At 36.7% G+C, this 16,457-nt stretch carries 14 protein-coding genes and 4 pseudogenes; 11 read left to right on the top strand and 7 right to left on the bottom strand.

The window, feature by feature from the left end; genetic code table 11:
- Positions 1–9: 9 nt before the first annotated feature.
- Positions 10–294 carry a hypothetical protein gene (locus tag JCM1039_RS08815; RefSeq protein ID WP_025015475.1) on the bottom strand — a complete coding sequence of 95 codons (285 nt, stop codon included), beginning with the start codon at positions 292–294 and terminating at the stop codon, positions 10–12.
- 81 nt (positions 295–375) lie between these two features.
- Here JCM1039_RS08815 and JCM1039_RS12970 point away from each other — a divergent pair.
- Positions 376–1,296 (top strand): annotated as a pseudogene (locus JCM1039_RS12970) (alpha/beta hydrolase).
- Positions 1,297–1,733: 437 nt separating this feature from the next.
- Here the strand turns inward: JCM1039_RS12970 and rlmD are convergent.
- Positions 1,734–3,113 carry a 23S rRNA (uracil(1939)-C(5))-methyltransferase RlmD gene (gene rlmD, locus JCM1039_RS08805; RefSeq protein ID WP_025015474.1) on the bottom strand — a complete coding sequence of 460 codons (1,380 nt, stop codon included), beginning with the start codon at positions 3,111–3,113 and terminating at the stop codon, positions 1,734–1,736.
- Between the two features lie 126 nt (positions 3,114–3,239).
- On the opposite strand from rlmD, the gene recX reads away from it, so the two are divergent.
- Both recX and JCM1039_RS08795 read left to right on the top strand, forming a co-directional pair.
- Complete coding sequence (gene recX / locus JCM1039_RS08800; RefSeq protein WP_025015473.1) at positions 3,240–4,052, top strand: recombination regulator RecX; 813 nt, start codon at positions 3,240–3,242, stop codon at positions 4,050–4,052.
- 12 nt (positions 4,053–4,064) lie between these two features.
- A complete protein-coding gene (locus JCM1039_RS08795; protein WP_025015472.1) occupies positions 4,065–4,547 on the top strand; it encodes a hypothetical protein in 483 nt (160 codons plus the stop codon).
- A gap of 2 nt (positions 4,548–4,549) precedes the next feature.
- Here the strand turns inward: JCM1039_RS08795 and JCM1039_RS08790 are convergent, their stop codons facing one another.
- The gene (locus tag JCM1039_RS08790; protein WP_025015471.1) at positions 4,550–5,011 is read right to left on the bottom strand and encodes a hypothetical protein; all 462 of its coding nucleotides are present in this window, start codon (positions 5,009–5,011) and stop codon (positions 4,550–4,552) included.
- Between the two features lie 104 nt (positions 5,012–5,115).
- Here JCM1039_RS08790 and JCM1039_RS11395 point away from each other — a divergent pair.
- Both JCM1039_RS11395 and JCM1039_RS08780 read left to right on the top strand, forming a co-directional pair.
- Positions 5,116–5,983 (top strand): annotated as a pseudogene (locus JCM1039_RS11395) (hemolysin family protein).
- Positions 5,983–7,554, top strand: a complete 1,572-nt coding sequence (locus JCM1039_RS08780; RefSeq protein WP_025015470.1) for a peptide chain release factor 3 — start codon at positions 5,983–5,985, stop codon at positions 7,552–7,554. The pseudogene JCM1039_RS11395 and the gene JCM1039_RS08780 overlap by 1 nt, the downstream one beginning before the upstream one ends.
- A gap of 64 nt (positions 7,555–7,618) precedes the next feature.
- Here the strand turns inward: JCM1039_RS08780 and JCM1039_RS11390 are convergent.
- Together JCM1039_RS11390 and JCM1039_RS11385 are read right to left on the bottom strand one after the other, a co-directional pair.
- A pseudogene (locus JCM1039_RS11390) lies at positions 7,619–7,899 on the bottom strand (DUF1827 family protein).
- 168 nt (positions 7,900–8,067) lie between these two features.
- Positions 8,068–10,250: pseudogene (locus JCM1039_RS11385) on the bottom strand (ATP-dependent Clp protease ATP-binding subunit).
- Between the two features lie 190 nt (positions 10,251–10,440).
- Here JCM1039_RS11385 and ykzS point away from each other — a divergent pair.
- The 6 genes from ykzS to JCM1039_RS08740 all read left to right on the top strand — a co-directional run bounded on the left by ykzS (position 10,441) and on the right by JCM1039_RS08740 (position 15,138).
- Entirely contained in the window at positions 10,441–10,623 is a 183-nt protein-coding gene (gene ykzS / locus JCM1039_RS08765) for a protein YkzS (RefSeq protein WP_025015469.1), read from the top strand.
- A gap of 113 nt (positions 10,624–10,736) precedes the next feature.
- Positions 10,737–11,003: a phosphocarrier protein HPr gene (locus JCM1039_RS08760; protein ID WP_005718606.1), complete on the top strand. Its 267-nt coding sequence runs from the start codon at positions 10,737–10,739 to the stop codon at positions 11,001–11,003.
- Positions 11,003–12,736: a phosphoenolpyruvate--protein phosphotransferase gene (gene ptsP / locus JCM1039_RS08755; RefSeq protein WP_025015468.1), complete on the top strand. Its 1,734-nt coding sequence runs from the start codon at positions 11,003–11,005 to the stop codon at positions 12,734–12,736. The genes JCM1039_RS08760 and ptsP overlap by 1 nt, the downstream gene beginning before the upstream one ends.
- A gap of 234 nt (positions 12,737–12,970) precedes the next feature.
- Complete coding sequence (spxA, locus tag JCM1039_RS08750; protein ID WP_013641647.1) at positions 12,971–13,369, top strand: transcriptional regulator SpxA; 399 nt, start codon at positions 12,971–12,973, stop codon at positions 13,367–13,369.
- 94 nt (positions 13,370–13,463) lie between these two features.
- Complete coding sequence (locus JCM1039_RS08745) at positions 13,464–14,201, top strand: adaptor protein MecA (protein ID WP_025015467.1); 738 nt, start codon at positions 13,464–13,466, stop codon at positions 14,199–14,201.
- A gap of 76 nt (positions 14,202–14,277) precedes the next feature.
- Positions 14,278–15,138, top strand: coding sequence for a competence protein CoiA (locus JCM1039_RS08740; RefSeq protein ID WP_025015466.1), 861 nt, complete (start codon positions 14,278–14,280; stop codon positions 15,136–15,138).
- Here the strand turns inward: JCM1039_RS08740 and JCM1039_RS08735 are convergent.
- Together JCM1039_RS08735 and JCM1039_RS08730 are read right to left on the bottom strand one after the other, a co-directional pair.
- Positions 15,135–15,752, bottom strand: a complete 618-nt coding sequence (locus JCM1039_RS08735) for a DsbA family protein (protein ID WP_025015465.1) — start codon at positions 15,750–15,752, stop codon at positions 15,135–15,137. The two genes, JCM1039_RS08740 and JCM1039_RS08735, sit on opposite strands and share 4 nt — an antisense overlap.
- 86 nt (positions 15,753–15,838) lie before the next feature.
- The gene (locus JCM1039_RS08730; protein ID WP_025015464.1) at positions 15,839–16,447 is read right to left on the bottom strand and encodes a CYTH domain-containing protein; all 609 of its coding nucleotides are present in this window, start codon (positions 16,445–16,447) and stop codon (positions 15,839–15,841) included.
- Between the last annotated feature and the right edge of the window lie 10 nt (positions 16,448–16,457).

Raw genomic sequence — 16,457 nt, 5'->3', positions numbered from 1 at the left:
CTTTTTTGTTTAGAGTAAAATTGCTTTGCGTTCATCTTCAACTATTTGCAGGCCAAAAAGAGGATACTCTTGGTTATTTACTATGGCGATAAGGGGGATGCCACGACCATGCATTTTACCTACTAATTTGACTATCTTTTTCTTAGTCAAAGCTTTTGAGCCTGGATAAAGCAGGCATTTTTCTCCAGCTAAGGTTAATTTGCCCCAAGGCATAGTCTTACCAGCAATTTTTAAATGAAAACTTGTATTGATATTAAGGTCATCAATTAATTGTAATAAGTCTGTTAATCTCATTTTCTCGTGTAATAAAAGTAATAATATTCTTATTACTAATTATAAAATAAAGTACGTTAGTTTAACTAGGAAGTGCTCAGTATGAAGAAAAAGCTATTATTAACATCACTTCTAGCAGCAGGTGCAGGAATATTTGCTGCAGGTGACTACTTCTTTAAAATTGCAATGACGCCTTATAAGAAAGAACCAGATTCTAAAAAGTTGTCAGGCAAAGATTCACTTTACCCTGATAAAGTTTGTTTCAGAGATTTCCCTAAAGAAAAATGGAATCTTGAGACTAAAAACGGCTTAAAACTATTTGCTCAATACTTAAATCATGACTCAGATAAAACCGCTATTCTGTTGCACGGTTCTATGAGTGATAGCGACAGTATGGGCGGTTTTGCCAAAATGTTCTATGACTTTGGCTATAATGTTCTTCTTCCTGATGCACGAGCTCACGGCAGAAGTGCAGGCAAATATATCGGTTATGGCTGGGTAGGAAAAAGAAGACATTCGTAATTGGATTAACCAAGTAATTGCTAAAAATGGAGAAAATAGCAAGACTATTGTGATGGGCCAAAGTATGGGTGGTGCACCACTATGATGGTCAGCGGCATGGAGCTGCCTAGCCAGGTTAAAGCTTTTATTGAAGACTGTGGTTATTCGACCCTTAAAGAAGAAATAAGATATCAAGCTGGCAATTTGGTTAATTTGAATAAATTTGCAAGTATTCCATTGGGTGAGATTATTAGCAGAATCAATAAAGTGAAAAATGGCTTTTTCTTAGAGCAAGCTTCTTCAATTAAGCAATTAAAAAAGAATACTAGATCATTTTTGTTTATTCATAGTGGAAAAGATCATTTTGTTCCAACTGAAATAGTTTATCAAAATTATGCCGTAACTGATGTGCCAAAAGAAATATGGGTTGCGTCTTTAGCAGGTCATGCTTTGTCTTATCCAATGTATAAGAATAAGTATCGTAAGCGAGTTAAGGCATTTTTTGATAAATATAGGCTCTAATTATTGCAAGCGGTTACACAACCGGATATAATGAATGGTGTGGAAGAGGTAGAAATTAAAGTTAACAAAATGTAAAATGAACAATAAGTTTTTATCTCCAGAATTGTATTATTATTGGAAACTTGAAAGATTCTCTATATGTAGAGGTGTCAGCCATAAATCACTTAATTAAACGCTATTTATTAATTGTCAGTGGCTGTTCGCAGAAAACTCCAATTCATTAAAAAGTTACGTTTTATGTAAAGACCCGAACAAGTGAATGTTAATATTGGTTGCGATAGCCATTGTTTAACACAAATCAAACAACTGAAAATCGTGACTATCAATTGATGAGCTACCTCATCCACTTGAAATTGCGGCTGCAAAGAGACAGGATTGTCCGTCAGCTGCTTTTTTTATACGCAAAAAAGCCCAGTCGTTTGACTAGGCTAATTTAATTATTTACGTAATACTAATTTAGCAATGGCTTCACAGCGAGGAGTTTGTGGTAACATATCAACGTTTTGAATCAAACGAACATCATATGCTTCGCTAAGTAAAACTAAGTCTTGAGCTAGAGTTGATGGGTTACATGAAATGTAAACGAAGGTTTCAGGTTTAACGCGTAAGATAGTCTTAATCAAACTCTTAGCTAAACCGGTTCTTGGTGGATCCACAATCAAAGCATCGATTGATACACCGCTGTTTTGCAATTCAGGCAATACCTTTTCAGTAGCACCTTGAATGTAGTCCGCATTCTTAATGTGGTTTAATTCAACATTGTGTTGAGCATCCTTAACGGCTTCAGGAATAGTTTCAATACCAATAACTTGCTTAACGCGATCAGCTGCTAAGATACCCAAAGTACCTACACCACTATAGGCATCGATTAAAGTTTGATCAGGAGCTAAGTCGAGGTATTTCAATGCTTCTGAATAAAGGTTAACAGTTTGAACTGGGTTTAGTTGGAAGAAAGCACGTGGAGATAAGGCGAATTTCTTGCCCAAAATTTCTTCAACAATTTGATTTTTACCCAATAATTTTTCGGTCTTGTTACCCCAAACTTGTGGGTTTTGCCATTCAGTTTCGTTTTGGTAAACACTAACAACATGATCAAGTTTCATGATTTCTTTAGCAAGTGGAATCAAGTTCTTGAGTTTATGACCAATAGTAATCAAAGTAACTTGGATTTCTTTAGTTGCTTCTGATTGACGTACAACGACTGTCTTAATTCCTGGCAAGTGACGACGGTAATTTGCGACTGGAACGTGCAATTTTTCGATTAATTCTTTGATTTCACGTTCTGCTTTTTGTGTGTCTTCACTTTGAGTTGGCATCTTAGGCAAGTCGATTAAACGATGTGAGTTTGGTGCAAAAAGACCTAACTTGGTTTTGCCGTGAACACTTTCAATTTGGTATTGTGCCTTGTTGCGGTAGTGCCATGGATCTGGAGCGGGGATGGTCTTCTTAACCTTATATTTACCATAGCCACGTGGATGATATTTCTTAAGTGATTCAAGCATGTTGTTGCGTTTGAATTCAAGTTGCTTGTCATAGGACAAGTGAGCGAGCTCTAAGCCGCCGATTTCTGGATCAACGCCTTCAGGGAAGTCTACACGATCAGGGCTCTTTTCCTTGATGCGGACCAATTCGCCTTCAATGTAATGAGGGTAGCTTTTAACGATTTTAGCTACGACTACTTCACCTGGCAAAGCACCAGGGATGAAGATGACCTTCTTTTTGTAATAACCGATGCCTTCGCCGTTAATGCCTAAGCGTTTAATGGTAATGATGATATCTTTTTCGCGTTGCTTATTCTTGGAAAATTTTCTGTTCATTATCCTTATTCTTTCTACTAAAAACTAAATTACATTGCTATTAATTGTACTACCTAAAAAAAGTTCTTAGCAAGCATTACAAAAATTTGCTAGCATGTATTTTAGAATATTGCGAGGTGAAAACAGTTGTTGATAACCAAAGTAAGTGCACAACGGCGCCCAGGACGTTATAATATTTTTTTGGATGGCAAGTATGCTTTTTCTGCTAGTGAAAAGACCGTAGCTGAATTTGTTTTGCTAAAGGGAAAAGAATTAGACGATGCTCAAGTTGAAAAAATCCATCAATTTGATGCAGATGCTAAAGCCAGTGATTTAGCCGCTCATTTTTTGAGTTATGAGCCTCGAACCGTGTTTGAAGTCTTACAGTATTTAAAAAAGCACGAGATTTCTGATGAAGCAGCTAATAGTGCTGTTAGTCAATTAAATGAATTGGGCTATCTGGATGACCAACAATATGTGAAACTTTTTATCAAAAATGATCTTCGCGTTGGTTCGGATGGACCTAAGAGTTTGTTGCGCAAATTAACGCAAAAAGGCGTTGATCCAGAAATTAGTCAAGTAGAACTCGGCGAAGTTGACGATGAAGATTGGATTGAAATCGGCCGAAGAGTAGTTAAGTCAATGATGCATCAAGTGGGTAAAATCTCAAAAAGAGAAATCGAACGCAAGATGAGAAGCAAACTGTTAACTCATGGTTTTGATGGTGGTATTAGCAGTGAAGTTATTTCGTCTTTAGATTTAGCAGATAATGAAGATATGCAAATGGAAGCTTTAAAAAAGCAAGGCATTAAGGCATATAAGAGATTTCGTCGTTTTGATGATTCAGGACGCAAACTTAAAATTAAAAAGTATCTATTTAGCCACGGTTTTTCATCAGGAGAAATTGATGCTTTCTTAAATGGCGAAGTAATTGATTTAAGTGAATTAGCAGAATATTAATTAGGAGAAAAAATGAAGAAAACTATCGATGAAAAATTATTTGTAGGTCGTCCTTTTCCAGCTAGCTTAATGAATGCACAAAAGAGCTTTATGGAATCTAACCAACAAATGGAAAATGATGAGACTTTTCAAAAGTTTTTAGCTGATAATAATTTGGAAAATAAGCGTACTGCTTTGATCGTATCCGGTGAAGACAGTTTTATGTACTGGTACGGTGTTTTGGCTAACTCTAAAGATGTTAAAGTGCCAACAGGTCTTATGAAATTTGATTTACCTAAGGCAGAAGTTGAAGAAGAAGAACAAGAAAATCAAAATCTTGTTTTCTTCAATTTGCCTTTGACCAGTACTGTTTCCACTTTTGTTAAGAAAGTAATGGACAATGGTGTTAAGGTTTACCAAAACTTAGGTGATAGTGATACGCCATACATGGTTTGGGATCTTAATATGGACACAAAAAAACTGACCCAAGATTTCTACTTGAAGGCCAGTGAATAAAATTAATGCTGTTGTGGATCGATTGATAAGTTGTCGTATTCTACGTAAGCCCCAAGACAAGTTGAAACGAACATAATCAATAAGACAAAACCGATTGAATTGCCTACGATTTGATCTAGCGTCAAAATTGAACGGACTAGATAGGTTGAGGCAAAACATAGGATAAAGTCTAAAACGATATTGGCGAAAAGGAAGAAATAACGGCGTCTGATACTGAAAAAACGTAAAAGTTGCTTTAACAGATCGTCATTAGTTTGAACGGCTAATAAATCAACTGGACGTTGAATTGTTGCCTTAACAGCAAACATAATGATTGAGCCAACTAAAGCTCCGATTATCGTACGGCAAATTTCTGCTGAGTGCAGTACCAATGCGTTATAGCCAATACCAATAATTGCTAGACTGCAAATATATGGGATAAGCAATAAAAATGTGAAAACAAGCAAGATGTGGCTTTTTTTCATTGTATCCAACCTCCTTAGTCTTATGTGCTATTTTAACATAATGACACTAGCTGTATGCTATAATATCTTTATTTAGATGACTTTTTAAGAAAGAGAGTATACAAATGAGTAGTGATCCTGGAGCGGATAATTTTTTTTGGTCGCTTGAGAAGCAAGTTATCAGGCGATAAAAAAGAAGAAACTAAAGATCATTTAGAAAAAGAAATCGTTAATTTGCATGATAGTCATAAAATTGACGATAAAGAGTTTTCAATGCTTGAAGGTATTCTTGAATTTCAAGGTAAAACGGCCCGTGAAGTAATGGTGCCAAGAATGGATGCATTTATGGTTGATGCAGACGTTAGCCTTCAGGATAATTTGGATGAAATTTTGCGTGAGCCTTATTCACGTGTCCCAGTTTATAAACGAGATAAAGATAAGATCGTTGGTGTCATTCATATTAGAAGCGTTTTACGAATGGCTAAGCGTAAAGGCTTTGAAAATCTTGATTATGAAGACGTAATGACTGAGCCATTATTTGCCCCTGAAACAGCTGAGTTGGGAGATTTGCTGATGGAAATGCAGCAGACACAAAGACAGCTGGCTATTTTGATGGACGAATATGGTGGCGTTACCGGTCTAGCAACTATTGAAGACTTAGTTGAAGAAATCGTCGGCGATATCGATGACGAAGTCGATCACACAGAAGTTTTATATAATCAAATTGCTCCTCATAAATACATCATTTATGGCAAGATGCCGCTTGATGAATTTAATGAGCAATTTGATGCGCATCTTGAAATGGAAGATGTAGATACAGTAGCTGGGTACGTTATCAATACTCTAAAAGTAATTCCAGCAAAAGGGGAAAAATTAACAGTTGATATTGGTGATGGCAAGACGCTTACCACCACAAGAATGAAGGGCTCGAGATTATTGACAGTATTACTGTCAGACGATGGAGTAGAAAAGGAAGAAGATAAAAAGGACTAATGAATAAAGAGTTAGCAGATAAAGTAAATAAAAGAAGAACCTTTGCGATCATTTCACACCCTGACGCAGGTAAGACAACTATTACTGAACAAATGCTGCTTTTTGGTGGGGTAATTCGTAAAGCTGGTACCGTTAAGGCACGTAAGACAGGGAACTATGCAACTAGTGACTGGATGGAAATTGAAAAAAAGCGTGGTATTTCCGTTACTAGTTCTGTTATGCAATTTGAATATAAAGGCAAGCGAATCAACATCTTGGATACGCCAGGTCACCAAGACTTCTCTGAAGACACCTACCGTACTTTGATGGCCGTTGACTCAGCAGTAATGGTAATTGACTCAGCTAAAGGTATCGAACCTCAGACTAAGAAGTTATTCAAAGTTGTTAAGCAACGTGGTATTCCAATTTTTACCTTTATGAACAAGCTTGACCGTGATGGTCGTCCACCACTAGATTTGATTGCTGAACTAGAAGATTTGCTTGGCATCGAAGGTGTGGTAATGAACTGGCCAATTGGTTCAGGACAAACCTTGAAGGGCCTTTACGATATTGCAAATAGGCGTGTTGAACTTTACCGCAAAGATGGCAAGGATCGTTTCTTACCATTAAACGAAGATGGTACTTTACCTGATAGTGAACCACTTAGTCAAGATCCTCAATTTAAGGATACGCTTGATGAAATCGACTTGATTAAGGAAGCTGGTAACAAGTTTGATCATGAAAAGATTGCGATGGGTGATCAAACTCCTGTCTTCTTTGGCTCAGCTTTGACTAACTTTGGTGTGGAAACATTCTTAAACAGCTTTGTTGATTTGGCTCCAGCTCCAGAAAGCCACACTGTTAATGGGGATGAAGAATTAAGCCCAGAAGATCCAGAATTTTCAGGCTTTGTCTTCAAGATTCAAGCTAACATGAACCCACATCACCGTGACCGTATTGCCTTTGTTCGTATCGGTAGTGGTGAATTTAAGAAGGGCTTAGATGTTACTTTAGCTAGAACTGAAAAGCCAATTCGTTTGAACAACGCAACAGAATTCATGTCTAGTGAACGTGTCCAAGTTTCAGATGCGGTGGCTGGTGATATTGTAGGTTTATACGATACTGGTAACTTCCAAATTGGTGACAGTATTTATGCTGGCAAGCGTAAGATTGTTTATCCACCACTTCCAGAATTTACTCCTGAATTGTTCATGCGTGTAACTGCTAAGAACGTAATGAAACAGAAGTCATTCCATAAGGGGATGAACCAATTGGTACAAGAAGGTGCCATTCAGCTTTACCGCAATTATCAAACTGACGAATACATTTTAGGTGCCGTTGGTCAATTGCAATTTGAAGTATTCCAGTTCAGAATGAAGAACGAATATAACTCAGAAGTTGAAATGAACAGTATTGGTCATCGTGTGGCTCGTTGGATTGATCCGGATCAACTTGATCCTAGAATGTCCAACAGCCGTAACTTATTAGTTAAGGACCGTTACGGTAATCCATTGTTCTTGTTTGAAAATGAATTTGCGGAACGTTTCTTCCACGATAAGTATCCAGATGTTAAATTAACTGAAAAATTATAATAAATGCAAAAAAGAGAGCTACATTTGTAGTTCTCCTTTTTTATGTATAAATAAAATTCTGTGGTTATTTGTCAACGTGAATTTCAATTACGTGACGGCTCTTATCAACAGTTAAAGTGTATGAAGAATCGTAATCCTTAAGCAAACGTTTAATAATAAATTCAACTTCATCTTCACGAACGCGGCGATCATGATTTTCAAGTGCAATACCGATCGCTTTTCTGCTTTCAGTATAAATAACGGAAGTATTGCCCAAAGAATATACCTTAACGTAGTAGCATCAGTAGTGTTAAGCTGACTTTGAACCAAATCAGAATAGTTATTGGTTACATCAATTAAATGCATAGATTTCACCTGTCTCTCTTAGCTTTTTCTCTTAATTTCAGTATACCTCAAATCAAGACATATATATTTATTTTTACATTAATTTTATCTAATTAACAAAAAAGGTTCTGAGATATTAATCTCAGAATCTTTTTGCGTATAACTTGAATGAGTGTGTGTTTATTTTTATTATTCTTCGCTAATTACAATCTTGCCATCTTGAACATCAGCCTTTAAGTTCTTAGCGTCAGTGTGGTCAAGTTTGTAGTCAGCAACTTTATCTTCGATTTCTTCTTGAATGGTACGACGAAGTGGACGTGCACCTAAAGCAGGGTCGAAGCCTTCATCAACTAATTTTTCTTTAGCTGCGTCGGTAACATCGATGTGGATGCCTTGGTCCTTAACCATGTTGTTAGTGTTGGCAAGCATCAAGTCAACGATCTTAAGTAAGTCTGGCTTAGTTAATTCGTTGAATTCGATGACGTCGTCCAAACGGTTAAGGAATTCAGGTTTGAAGAATTGGCTCATGTTGTTTCTAGCTGATTCGTTAGATTCATCTTCGTTTTCAGCAGCGAAACCAACACTAGCATTCTTGATACCTTGACCTGCGTTAGAAGTCATGATGATGATTGTATCCTTGAATGAAACTGTTCTACCTTGTGAATCAGTTAAACGACCATCATCTAAGATTTGCAAGAAGAGGTTCAAAACATCTGGGTGAGCCTTTTCAATTTCGTCAAGCAAAATCAAGCTGTATGGGTTATGACGTACTTGTTCAGTCAATTGACCGGCTTCTTCATAGCCGACGTAACCAGGAGCTGAACCAATCAACTTAGATACAGAGTATTGTTCCATGTATTCAGACATGTCGAAACGAATCATGGCATCTTCTGAACCAAACATTTGCTTAGCAAGTTGTTTAGCAAGTTCAGTCTTACCAACACCAGTAGGTCCTACGAATAAGAATGAACCAATTGGACGACCAGACTTGTTGAAACCAATTCTGTTACGACGAATAGCACGAGCAACTTTTTCAACTGCCTTATCTTGGCCGATAACGTGAGCCTTTAAGTCACTAGCCAAGTTTTGCAATTGATTTTCTTCTTGTTTTTGGATATCGCCAACAGGGATGCCAGTCTTTTCTTCAACAATCTTGTTCATGATCCTACTGGTAATAACTGGGGACTTATCAGGGTCAACTTTTTGATCCTTTACCTTTTCGTACTTATCAATTTGATCACGGTAGTAAGCAGCCTTTTCGTAATCTTCATTCTTCAAGGCTTCTTCCTTTAATTGTTCAGCTGCGTTGATTCTTTCTTGCATCTTATCCTTATCAATGTAAGGAATAGTCAAGTTCATTCTTGAACCAGCTTCATCGAGTAAGTCGATGGCCTTGTCAGGTAAGAATCTATCTTGAATGTAACGAGCAGAAAGCTTAGCAGCAGCTTCAATGGCATCATCGGTGTAGTGAACGTGGTGGTAATCTTCGTACCGCTTTTGAATACCCTTTAAGATACGGATAGTTTCGTTAATTGAAGGTTCCTTAACTTCAACAGGTTGGAATCTTCTTGCCAAAGCTGAGTCCTTTTCGATATCACGGTATTCCTTAATAGTAGTAGCACCTACTAATTGAAGTTCACCACGAGCCAAAGCTGGCTTGATGATGTTGCCGGCGTCCATACCGCCTTCAGCATTCCCGGCACCAACAATTTCGTGAATTTCATCAATAAATAGGATGATATCGTCATTTTGTTGTAATTCCTTGATCAATTGTTCCATTCTTTGTTCGAATTGACCACGGATACCAGTACCTTGAACAAGTGATACTACATTTAAGGAAATGATTCGCTTGTTTTGCAATTTAGCTGGAACAGAACCGTCAACAATTTCTTGTGCAAGTCCTTCAACTACAGCAGTTTTACCAACACCAGCTTCACCAATTAAAACTGGGTTGTTCTTAGTTCTTCTGTTTAAAATTTCAATAACACGGGCAATTTCCTTATCACGGCCGATTACAGGATCGATTTTGCCTTTCTTAGCGAGGGCAGTTAAATCAGTACCATATTGGACAAGTAGCTTCTACCGCCTTGACCTCCGTTTCCATTGCCACCACCCATTTGCATTCTTGGGTCATTGTTTCTCATATTATTGTTGCTTGCGGCATTGTTGTTATTTCCGTTTAATGCGTTGAATAAATCATCAAAGTCGTCAAAAAATTCGTTATTATCGTTGTTCATATTTTCTAGATTTCCTTGTTGATTTCTTAATTCTTGATAACAGTGTTGACATAAATTAATCTCACGGCTTTGGCCATTCACCTTTGTAAAAAGATGAATAGAGGCAGGCCGTTCATGACAATTTTGGCAAAGCAAAAATATTACCGCCTTTCATTTAAACTGTACCAAAATTATATTATTAGCACTCGACATAGTCAAGTGCTAAGCACTAAATAAACTTATTTTTTGTAAGAATAGACAAAATATTAATATTTTTGAAAATTTAGTATAAGGAGTAGAATAAAATGTAAAAAAATTATAAAATTTGAAAAGTGTGGTGATATTTTTGGATTATCAAAAAATTTTGGACCAATTGGTTTCAGGCGAAATCAAAGAATATGAGGTCAAACCTGAAGATGCCTTTGAGCTTCAAAAAACTATAAGGAATTATGGCAAGCGGCAGTATATTACTGGTAGGGCTAAAAGAGGCGGTTCTATTGTTTATACCGCGACGAATACTGGTAAGTAAATGATGTAAACTGTTACATTATTGTTGTCTTAACCGTAAAAACATGATAATCTAGTACTCGAATGGGTATTTATTACCAGTTTAATTTTTCAATTTTAAAGGAGATATTCATAATGGAAAAACGCGATTTTCATATTATTGCAGAAACAGGTATTCATGCACGTCCAGCTACTCTTTTAGTACAAGCTGCTTCAAAGTTCGGTTCAGATGTTAACTTGGAATACAACGGCAAGTCAGTAAACTTGAAGTCAATCATGGGCGTTATGTCACTTGGTGTTGGCCAAAACGCAGACGTTACTATCACTGCTGAAGGTGACGACGAAAAGGACGCATTAGACGCAATTGCTGACACTATGAAAAAAGAAGGTTTAGCTGAATAATGACCAAGACTTTAAAGGGAATTGCTGCAAGTGATGGTATTGCCATTGCTCCAGCATATCTTCTTGTAGAGCCTGATCTCTCATTCTCAAAATCTTCAATCAGTGATGTTGATTCAGAAGTATCACGTTACAAGGATGCTATTAAGGAATCAACTACTGAAGTTGAAAAGATTCGTGATACAGCTAAGAAGAGCTTGGGTGAAGAAGAAGCCCAAGTTTTTGAAGCTCACTTAATGATTTTGAATGACCCAGAATTCACTGGTGCTATTGAGAATGAAATTAAGGACTCCAAGATTAATGCAGAAGCTGCTCTTGATGAAACTGCACAAAAGTTCATCTCAATTTTTGAGGGCATGACTGATAATCCTTACATGCAAGAACGTGCAGCCGACGTACGTGACGTTTCAAAGCGTATTATGGCTCACCTTCTTGGCAAGGAATTACCAAACCCAGCTTCAATCGATCATGAAGTTATCGTTGTAGCTCACGACTTAACTCCTAGTGACACTGCTCAACTTAACAAGAAGTACGTTAAAGGCTTTGTTACTGATGTTGGTGGTCGTACTGCTCACTCAGCAATTATGGCTCGTTCACTTGAATTACCAGCCGTAGTTGGTACTGATTCAATTACTAAAGACGTTAAGAACGGCGATATGTTAATTGATGACGGTCTTGATGGTACTGCAATCATTGCTCCAAGCGATGATCAAGTTGCAGACTACAAGAAGAAGGGTGAAGACTTCCTTAAGCAAAAGGCTGAATGGAAGAAGTTGAAAGATGAACCTTCACTTACTGCTGATGGTAAGAAATTTACCATTGCTGCTAATATCGGTACTCCTAATGACATGCCAGGTGTACATGAAAATGGTGCTGAAGCCATTGGTTTGTACAGAACTGAATTCTTGTACATGGATTCTTCAGACTTTCCAACAGAAGATGATCAATTCGAAGCTTACAAGAAAGTTATCGAAGGCATGAACGGCAAGCAAGTCATCATTAGAACTATGGATATCGGTGGTGACAAGCACCTAGATTACTGGGACTTGCCAGAAGAAATGAACCCATTCTTAGGTGTACGTGCTATTCGTCTTTCACTTAAGAACGAAAAGATCTTCCGTACCCAATTAAGAGCTTTGCTTCGTGCTTCAGCATACGGTAAGCTTGGTATTATGTTCCCAATGATTGGTACATTGGCTGAACTTCGTCAAGCTAAGGATATTTTGAATGACGAAAAGCAAAAACTTATTGAAAAAGGCGTTAAGGTCGGCGATGACTTACAAGTTGGTATGATGATTGAAGTTCCTGCAGCTGCCGTTTTGGCTGATCAATTCGCTAAGGAAGTTGACTTCTTCTCAATCGGTACTAACGACTTGATCCAATACACTATGGCTGCTGACCGTGGTAACGACAACGTATCATACTTGTACCAACCATATAACCCATCAGTACTTCGTTTGATTAAGCACACTATTGATGCTGCTCACGAAAACGGTATTTGGTGTGGTATGTGTGGTGAAGCTGCTGGTGACAACACCATGTTCCCAATTCTACTTTCAATGGGACTTGATGAATACTCAATGAGTGCAACTTCAATCTTACGTATCAGAAGCTTAATGAAGAATTTTGATACTAAGGATCTTAAGGAATTAGCTAACGAAGCATGCTTCGTTTCAGAAACTGCTGAAGAAAATGAAAAGTTAGTTAACGACCTAATGAAGAAGATTAACAAGTAATTTTCATATTAATCAAAAAAGGAGACTAATTTGGTCTCTTTTTTTGTGCAATTTTTAATTATTTTAAACAAAACAAACAAATTCTTCACAAATAATTCACGCTTTTTCTTTAGGATAGACTAAGAAGTTAACATAAAAGATAAAATAGACACTTACAAAAAAGAAGTTAGTGTGTTATACTGGTTATAAGTTAAAGAACGTATACAATTGTTTGTTCTGAGGAGCGTGATTTTTATGGTAGATTTATATGTATCTCCTAGTTGTACCTCATGCCGTAAAGCCAGAGCTTGGCTTGAAAAGCACAATATCCCTTTCAAGGAAAGAAATATCTTTTCTGAACCACTAACTAAAAAAGAGCTATTGAGAATCTTGCGCATGACTGAAAATGGTACCGAAGAAATCATTTCTACCCGCTCAAGAGCTTTTCAACAATTGAAAATCAATTTAGATGATTTATCAATTGATCAGTTGCTTGATTTAGTAGAAAAGAATCCTAGCCTTTTGAGAAGACCGATTATCATGGATGATCGTCGACTTCAAGTAGGTTATAACGAAGACGAAATTCGTCGATTCTTGCCGCGCAAGGTGCGTCGCTTGGAATTGGCTGAAGCACAAAAGATCGCAGATTTATAAAAGTTCTAAAAGTGTTAGTGTTAATGCTAGCACTTTTATTTTCGGTAAGAAATACGCTACAATAGAATATAATAATTCATGGAGGTGAGATCCTGTGCAAGTAGATCATATTAATGAAAATACAATTAGGGTTAGAATTGATAAGGAAGAATTAGCTCGTCGTGGCCTTAAGGTCCTTGATCTTTTAGGCGATAAGGATAAGATTCAACAATTCTTTTACTCAATCCTTGCAGAAGTTGATACAGATCATACCTTTACTAAGGGTGTGCCTGTAACTTTCCAAGTAATGCCAAATAATGGCGGCCTTGATTTAATGATTACTAAAGTCCAACCAGAAGACGCAAATAATTTGCGTAAGATGATAGGTGATTCAATGGATGAAGGTAATAATTCAACACAGGCGGACTCCGATTCAAGAAGAAGCTTTTTCGATCTTGATCCAAAAGACGATTTAAATACTGAAGTTGATCCGCTAACGCAAGAACAAAACGAAACTAATACTAATGCAAATAATGAATATTGGAAGTTCCAAAAGCGTCATGCTTATAGATTTACAGAACTAGGCAATTTGATTGAACTAGCAGATAATTTAAGAGTGAGCGATTTGGCTTCAAGTTTGTATTATCAACGCGGTCAATACTATTTGGAATTGGCTTTTCTTGATGAAGATTATGCTGAGTTAAAGCCAGCTGATGCTTGGGCAATCGCTAATGAATATGGCATTAAGATTGACGATGAAGAAATGAATACAATTAAAGAAACTGGCAAATGCTTAATGAGTCAGGATGCTTTTGGTCATATTCGCTATTACTTTCTTAAACAAGCAGAATAATTAAGAATTTTTAAAGAAACAGAGACGGAAGAAAAATCCGTCTCTTTTTTGCGTAATAAGACATGGGTGAAAAAATATGTATGCAGCCATGTTAAATAAAAAATTAGTACTTGCGGTAAGCGAAGCTTATCTTGTTAATTCAAGACAAAAGAGATTAAATCAAGAAATATATCGTTGTCCGCATTGTAATAAAAAAGTGATTTTGATAGTTTCAGAGAAAAAATCCGCCTTTTTTAAACATTTGACCAGTTACACCAATTTAATGGGTGAAAAAGAAGAACATCATCAATCAAAAATGCTGTTTAAGTCGGCCTTAACTGCTGCTGGATTTAATGCGGAAGTGGAAATACCGCTGGCTGAAGGACAACTTAGGGCTGATGTATTAGCAGCTAACAATTTAGCATTCGAGATTCAGTGTGCACCACTTAGCGATGCAGAGTTCAAGCACAGGCATTCTTTATACCACAAGATTGGTATAACTGATATTTGGATTGTAGGACAACGTCATTATTTGAAGCGTAGTTTAAAGCAAACACAGTTGATCTTTTTTAGACAAAATAAAAAATGGGGTAACTATTATTTAGAAGTTAACCCTACTAAGAATTGTTTTTGCCTTAAATATAATGTTTTGCAAGAAGCAGTTACCAGTAAGCTCCGTTATCAGACCAAGCATTTTGCTTTAGACGAAATAGGGATCAAAGAGTTCTGGATTTTTAGGCCTAAATTAAAAACTTATACTAGCAATCCTGTTAATCAAAGAAAGTATATTCAACGTCAAATTAAGCAAAAGAGTAAATTAGGCTTAAAAGTTGCAGAGATGCTGTATCAGCAGCAGTTAAGCATTGATGATTTGCCGAATAGCATATTTGTTAAGTTTCGCAATCCTGGCGATGAAAATATACTAATTAATTACCTACAAAAAAAGCGTCTCAATTAGATGAGACGTAAGTGATTTTGCAAGGGGAGAAAATCAGAAAAGTCTTTTTCACAGCCTGGCATTAGTAAAGTAACTAAGCCTTGTTGGCTTACTGGACCATCCAGTAAAACGCCGTTTTGATCATCATTTTCATCAAATAAAACGATCGTTGGCGTAGACTTAATGTTCCATTGGTTGGCTAGTTTTTGATCATCCTCAATCGATGCCCTTAAGTAATCTCCTTGTTTAATGGTGCTTATTGTTGAAGCTTTTATGTTCAACTTGTCGATGATTTTTTGGAACAATTCTGGTGAATATACTGAAACATCTTTGCTTAGATGTTTTTGCAACTCGTATAAATACCGACGTGCCTTTTTATTGCCATAGCTTAATTTGATAGCATGGTAGTTGCGCAAAGCTTCATAAGTTGCAGTAGAAATACTACTAATATCTGGTAATTTTTGGCCGTCTTTGCGTCTACGAATGATATCATCTTTTACAAGGCAAACATTGGCAATGGGAATGTAATGGTAGCAAACATCAATCCCTAATTCATCAACTGTATTGCGAATTAGTTTTTCTGTATCATAACAGTAAATCCCTATTGGATTGATGAATAGAAAAATCTCAAACATACTCTCGACCTCTTTGTTGGTTTATTCATTGTTACTTTAGCAAGAAAAAAAAAAAGTGACAAAAAATATGCTTTATTTTCTATATGCTATTTTCTGTGAGCGCTTGCGCGAGCAATTTTGTTTTGATTGGTGTTAGCTTTTGTTTGCGTAAAGCTGTAATTATGTTCAAGCTCAGTTTGTACTTGCTTAATTAAAGCCGGATCAGTATTTTCAATTTCTAGTTCAAAATCTTGATAGCCATCAGGATAAGATGTAACATCTAAAGTTAGTTCACAATTTTGTGGCCCATTCATTAAAATGCGACGGGTTTTGCTCCAAGTAAAGAGCTTTAATTGATTCTTTTGATCGGCAAAATGCTTATCAAAGTATTCTCCAATGTTGCCTTGAAAATCAATTTGCTTTTGTGCAACTAACTTTTTTGCTTGGGCATGAGTTAAATTATCGTTGATTTCGATAACTTCATGGAATTTTTTCTGGACAGGATTAAGGTCAGGCACCTTCATTGTTTGTTCTGCATGATCAGCATAGATTCTGATTCTCAAGCTAATGCGATGATCTTTCAACAAATCATCAGGTGTGTCAAAATAATAGTTTTCCTGAACAAAGTCTGCTTTAATGGGAAAGCTATTTACTATTTTTTGATAGACATCTTGTGACAATAATGTCTTTGCTTCGATTTCACGATTTTTACTCATAATTTTTCCT

Source organism: Lactobacillus kitasatonis DSM 16761 = JCM 1039 (genome assembly GCF_000615285.1).
Classification (GTDB): Bacteria; Bacillota; Bacilli; order Lactobacillales; family Lactobacillaceae; genus Lactobacillus; species Lactobacillus kitasatonis.
This window is presented reverse-complemented; position numbering and strand designations above follow the sequence as displayed.

Bases quoted from the DNA above. Each gene is read 5' to 3' on its own strand.
- JCM1039_RS08815 (WP_025015475.1), bottom strand. From the start codon at position 294: ATGAGATTAACAGACTTATTACAATTAATTGATGACCTTAATATCAAT.
- rlmD (WP_025015474.1), bottom strand. From the start codon at position 3,113: ATGAACAGAAAATTTTCCAAGAATAAGCAACGCGAAAAAGATATCATC.
- JCM1039_RS08795 (WP_025015472.1), top strand. From the start codon at position 4,065: ATGAAGAAAACTATCGATGAAAAATTATTTGTAGGTCGTCCTTTTCCA.
- JCM1039_RS08790 (WP_025015471.1), bottom strand. From the start codon at position 5,011: ATGAAAAAAAGCCACATCTTGCTTGTTTTCACATTTTTATTGCTTATC.
- JCM1039_RS08780 (WP_025015470.1), top strand. From the start codon at position 5,983: ATGAATAAAGAGTTAGCAGATAAAGTAAATAAAAGAAGAACCTTTGCG.
- JCM1039_RS08760 (WP_005718606.1), top strand. From the start codon at position 10,737: ATGGAAAAACGCGATTTTCATATTATTGCAGAAACAGGTATTCATGCA.
- ptsP (WP_025015468.1), top strand. From the start codon at position 11,003: ATGACCAAGACTTTAAAGGGAATTGCTGCAAGTGATGGTATTGCCATT.
- spxA (WP_013641647.1), top strand. From the start codon at position 12,971: ATGGTAGATTTATATGTATCTCCTAGTTGTACCTCATGCCGTAAAGCC.
- JCM1039_RS08740 (WP_025015466.1), top strand. From the start codon at position 14,278: ATGTATGCAGCCATGTTAAATAAAAAATTAGTACTTGCGGTAAGCGAA.
- JCM1039_RS08735 (WP_025015465.1), bottom strand. From the start codon at position 15,752: ATGTTTGAGATTTTTCTATTCATCAATCCAATAGGGATTTACTGTTAT.
- JCM1039_RS08730 (WP_025015464.1), bottom strand. From the start codon at position 16,447: ATGAGTAAAAATCGTGAAATCGAAGCAAAGACATTATTGTCACAAGAT.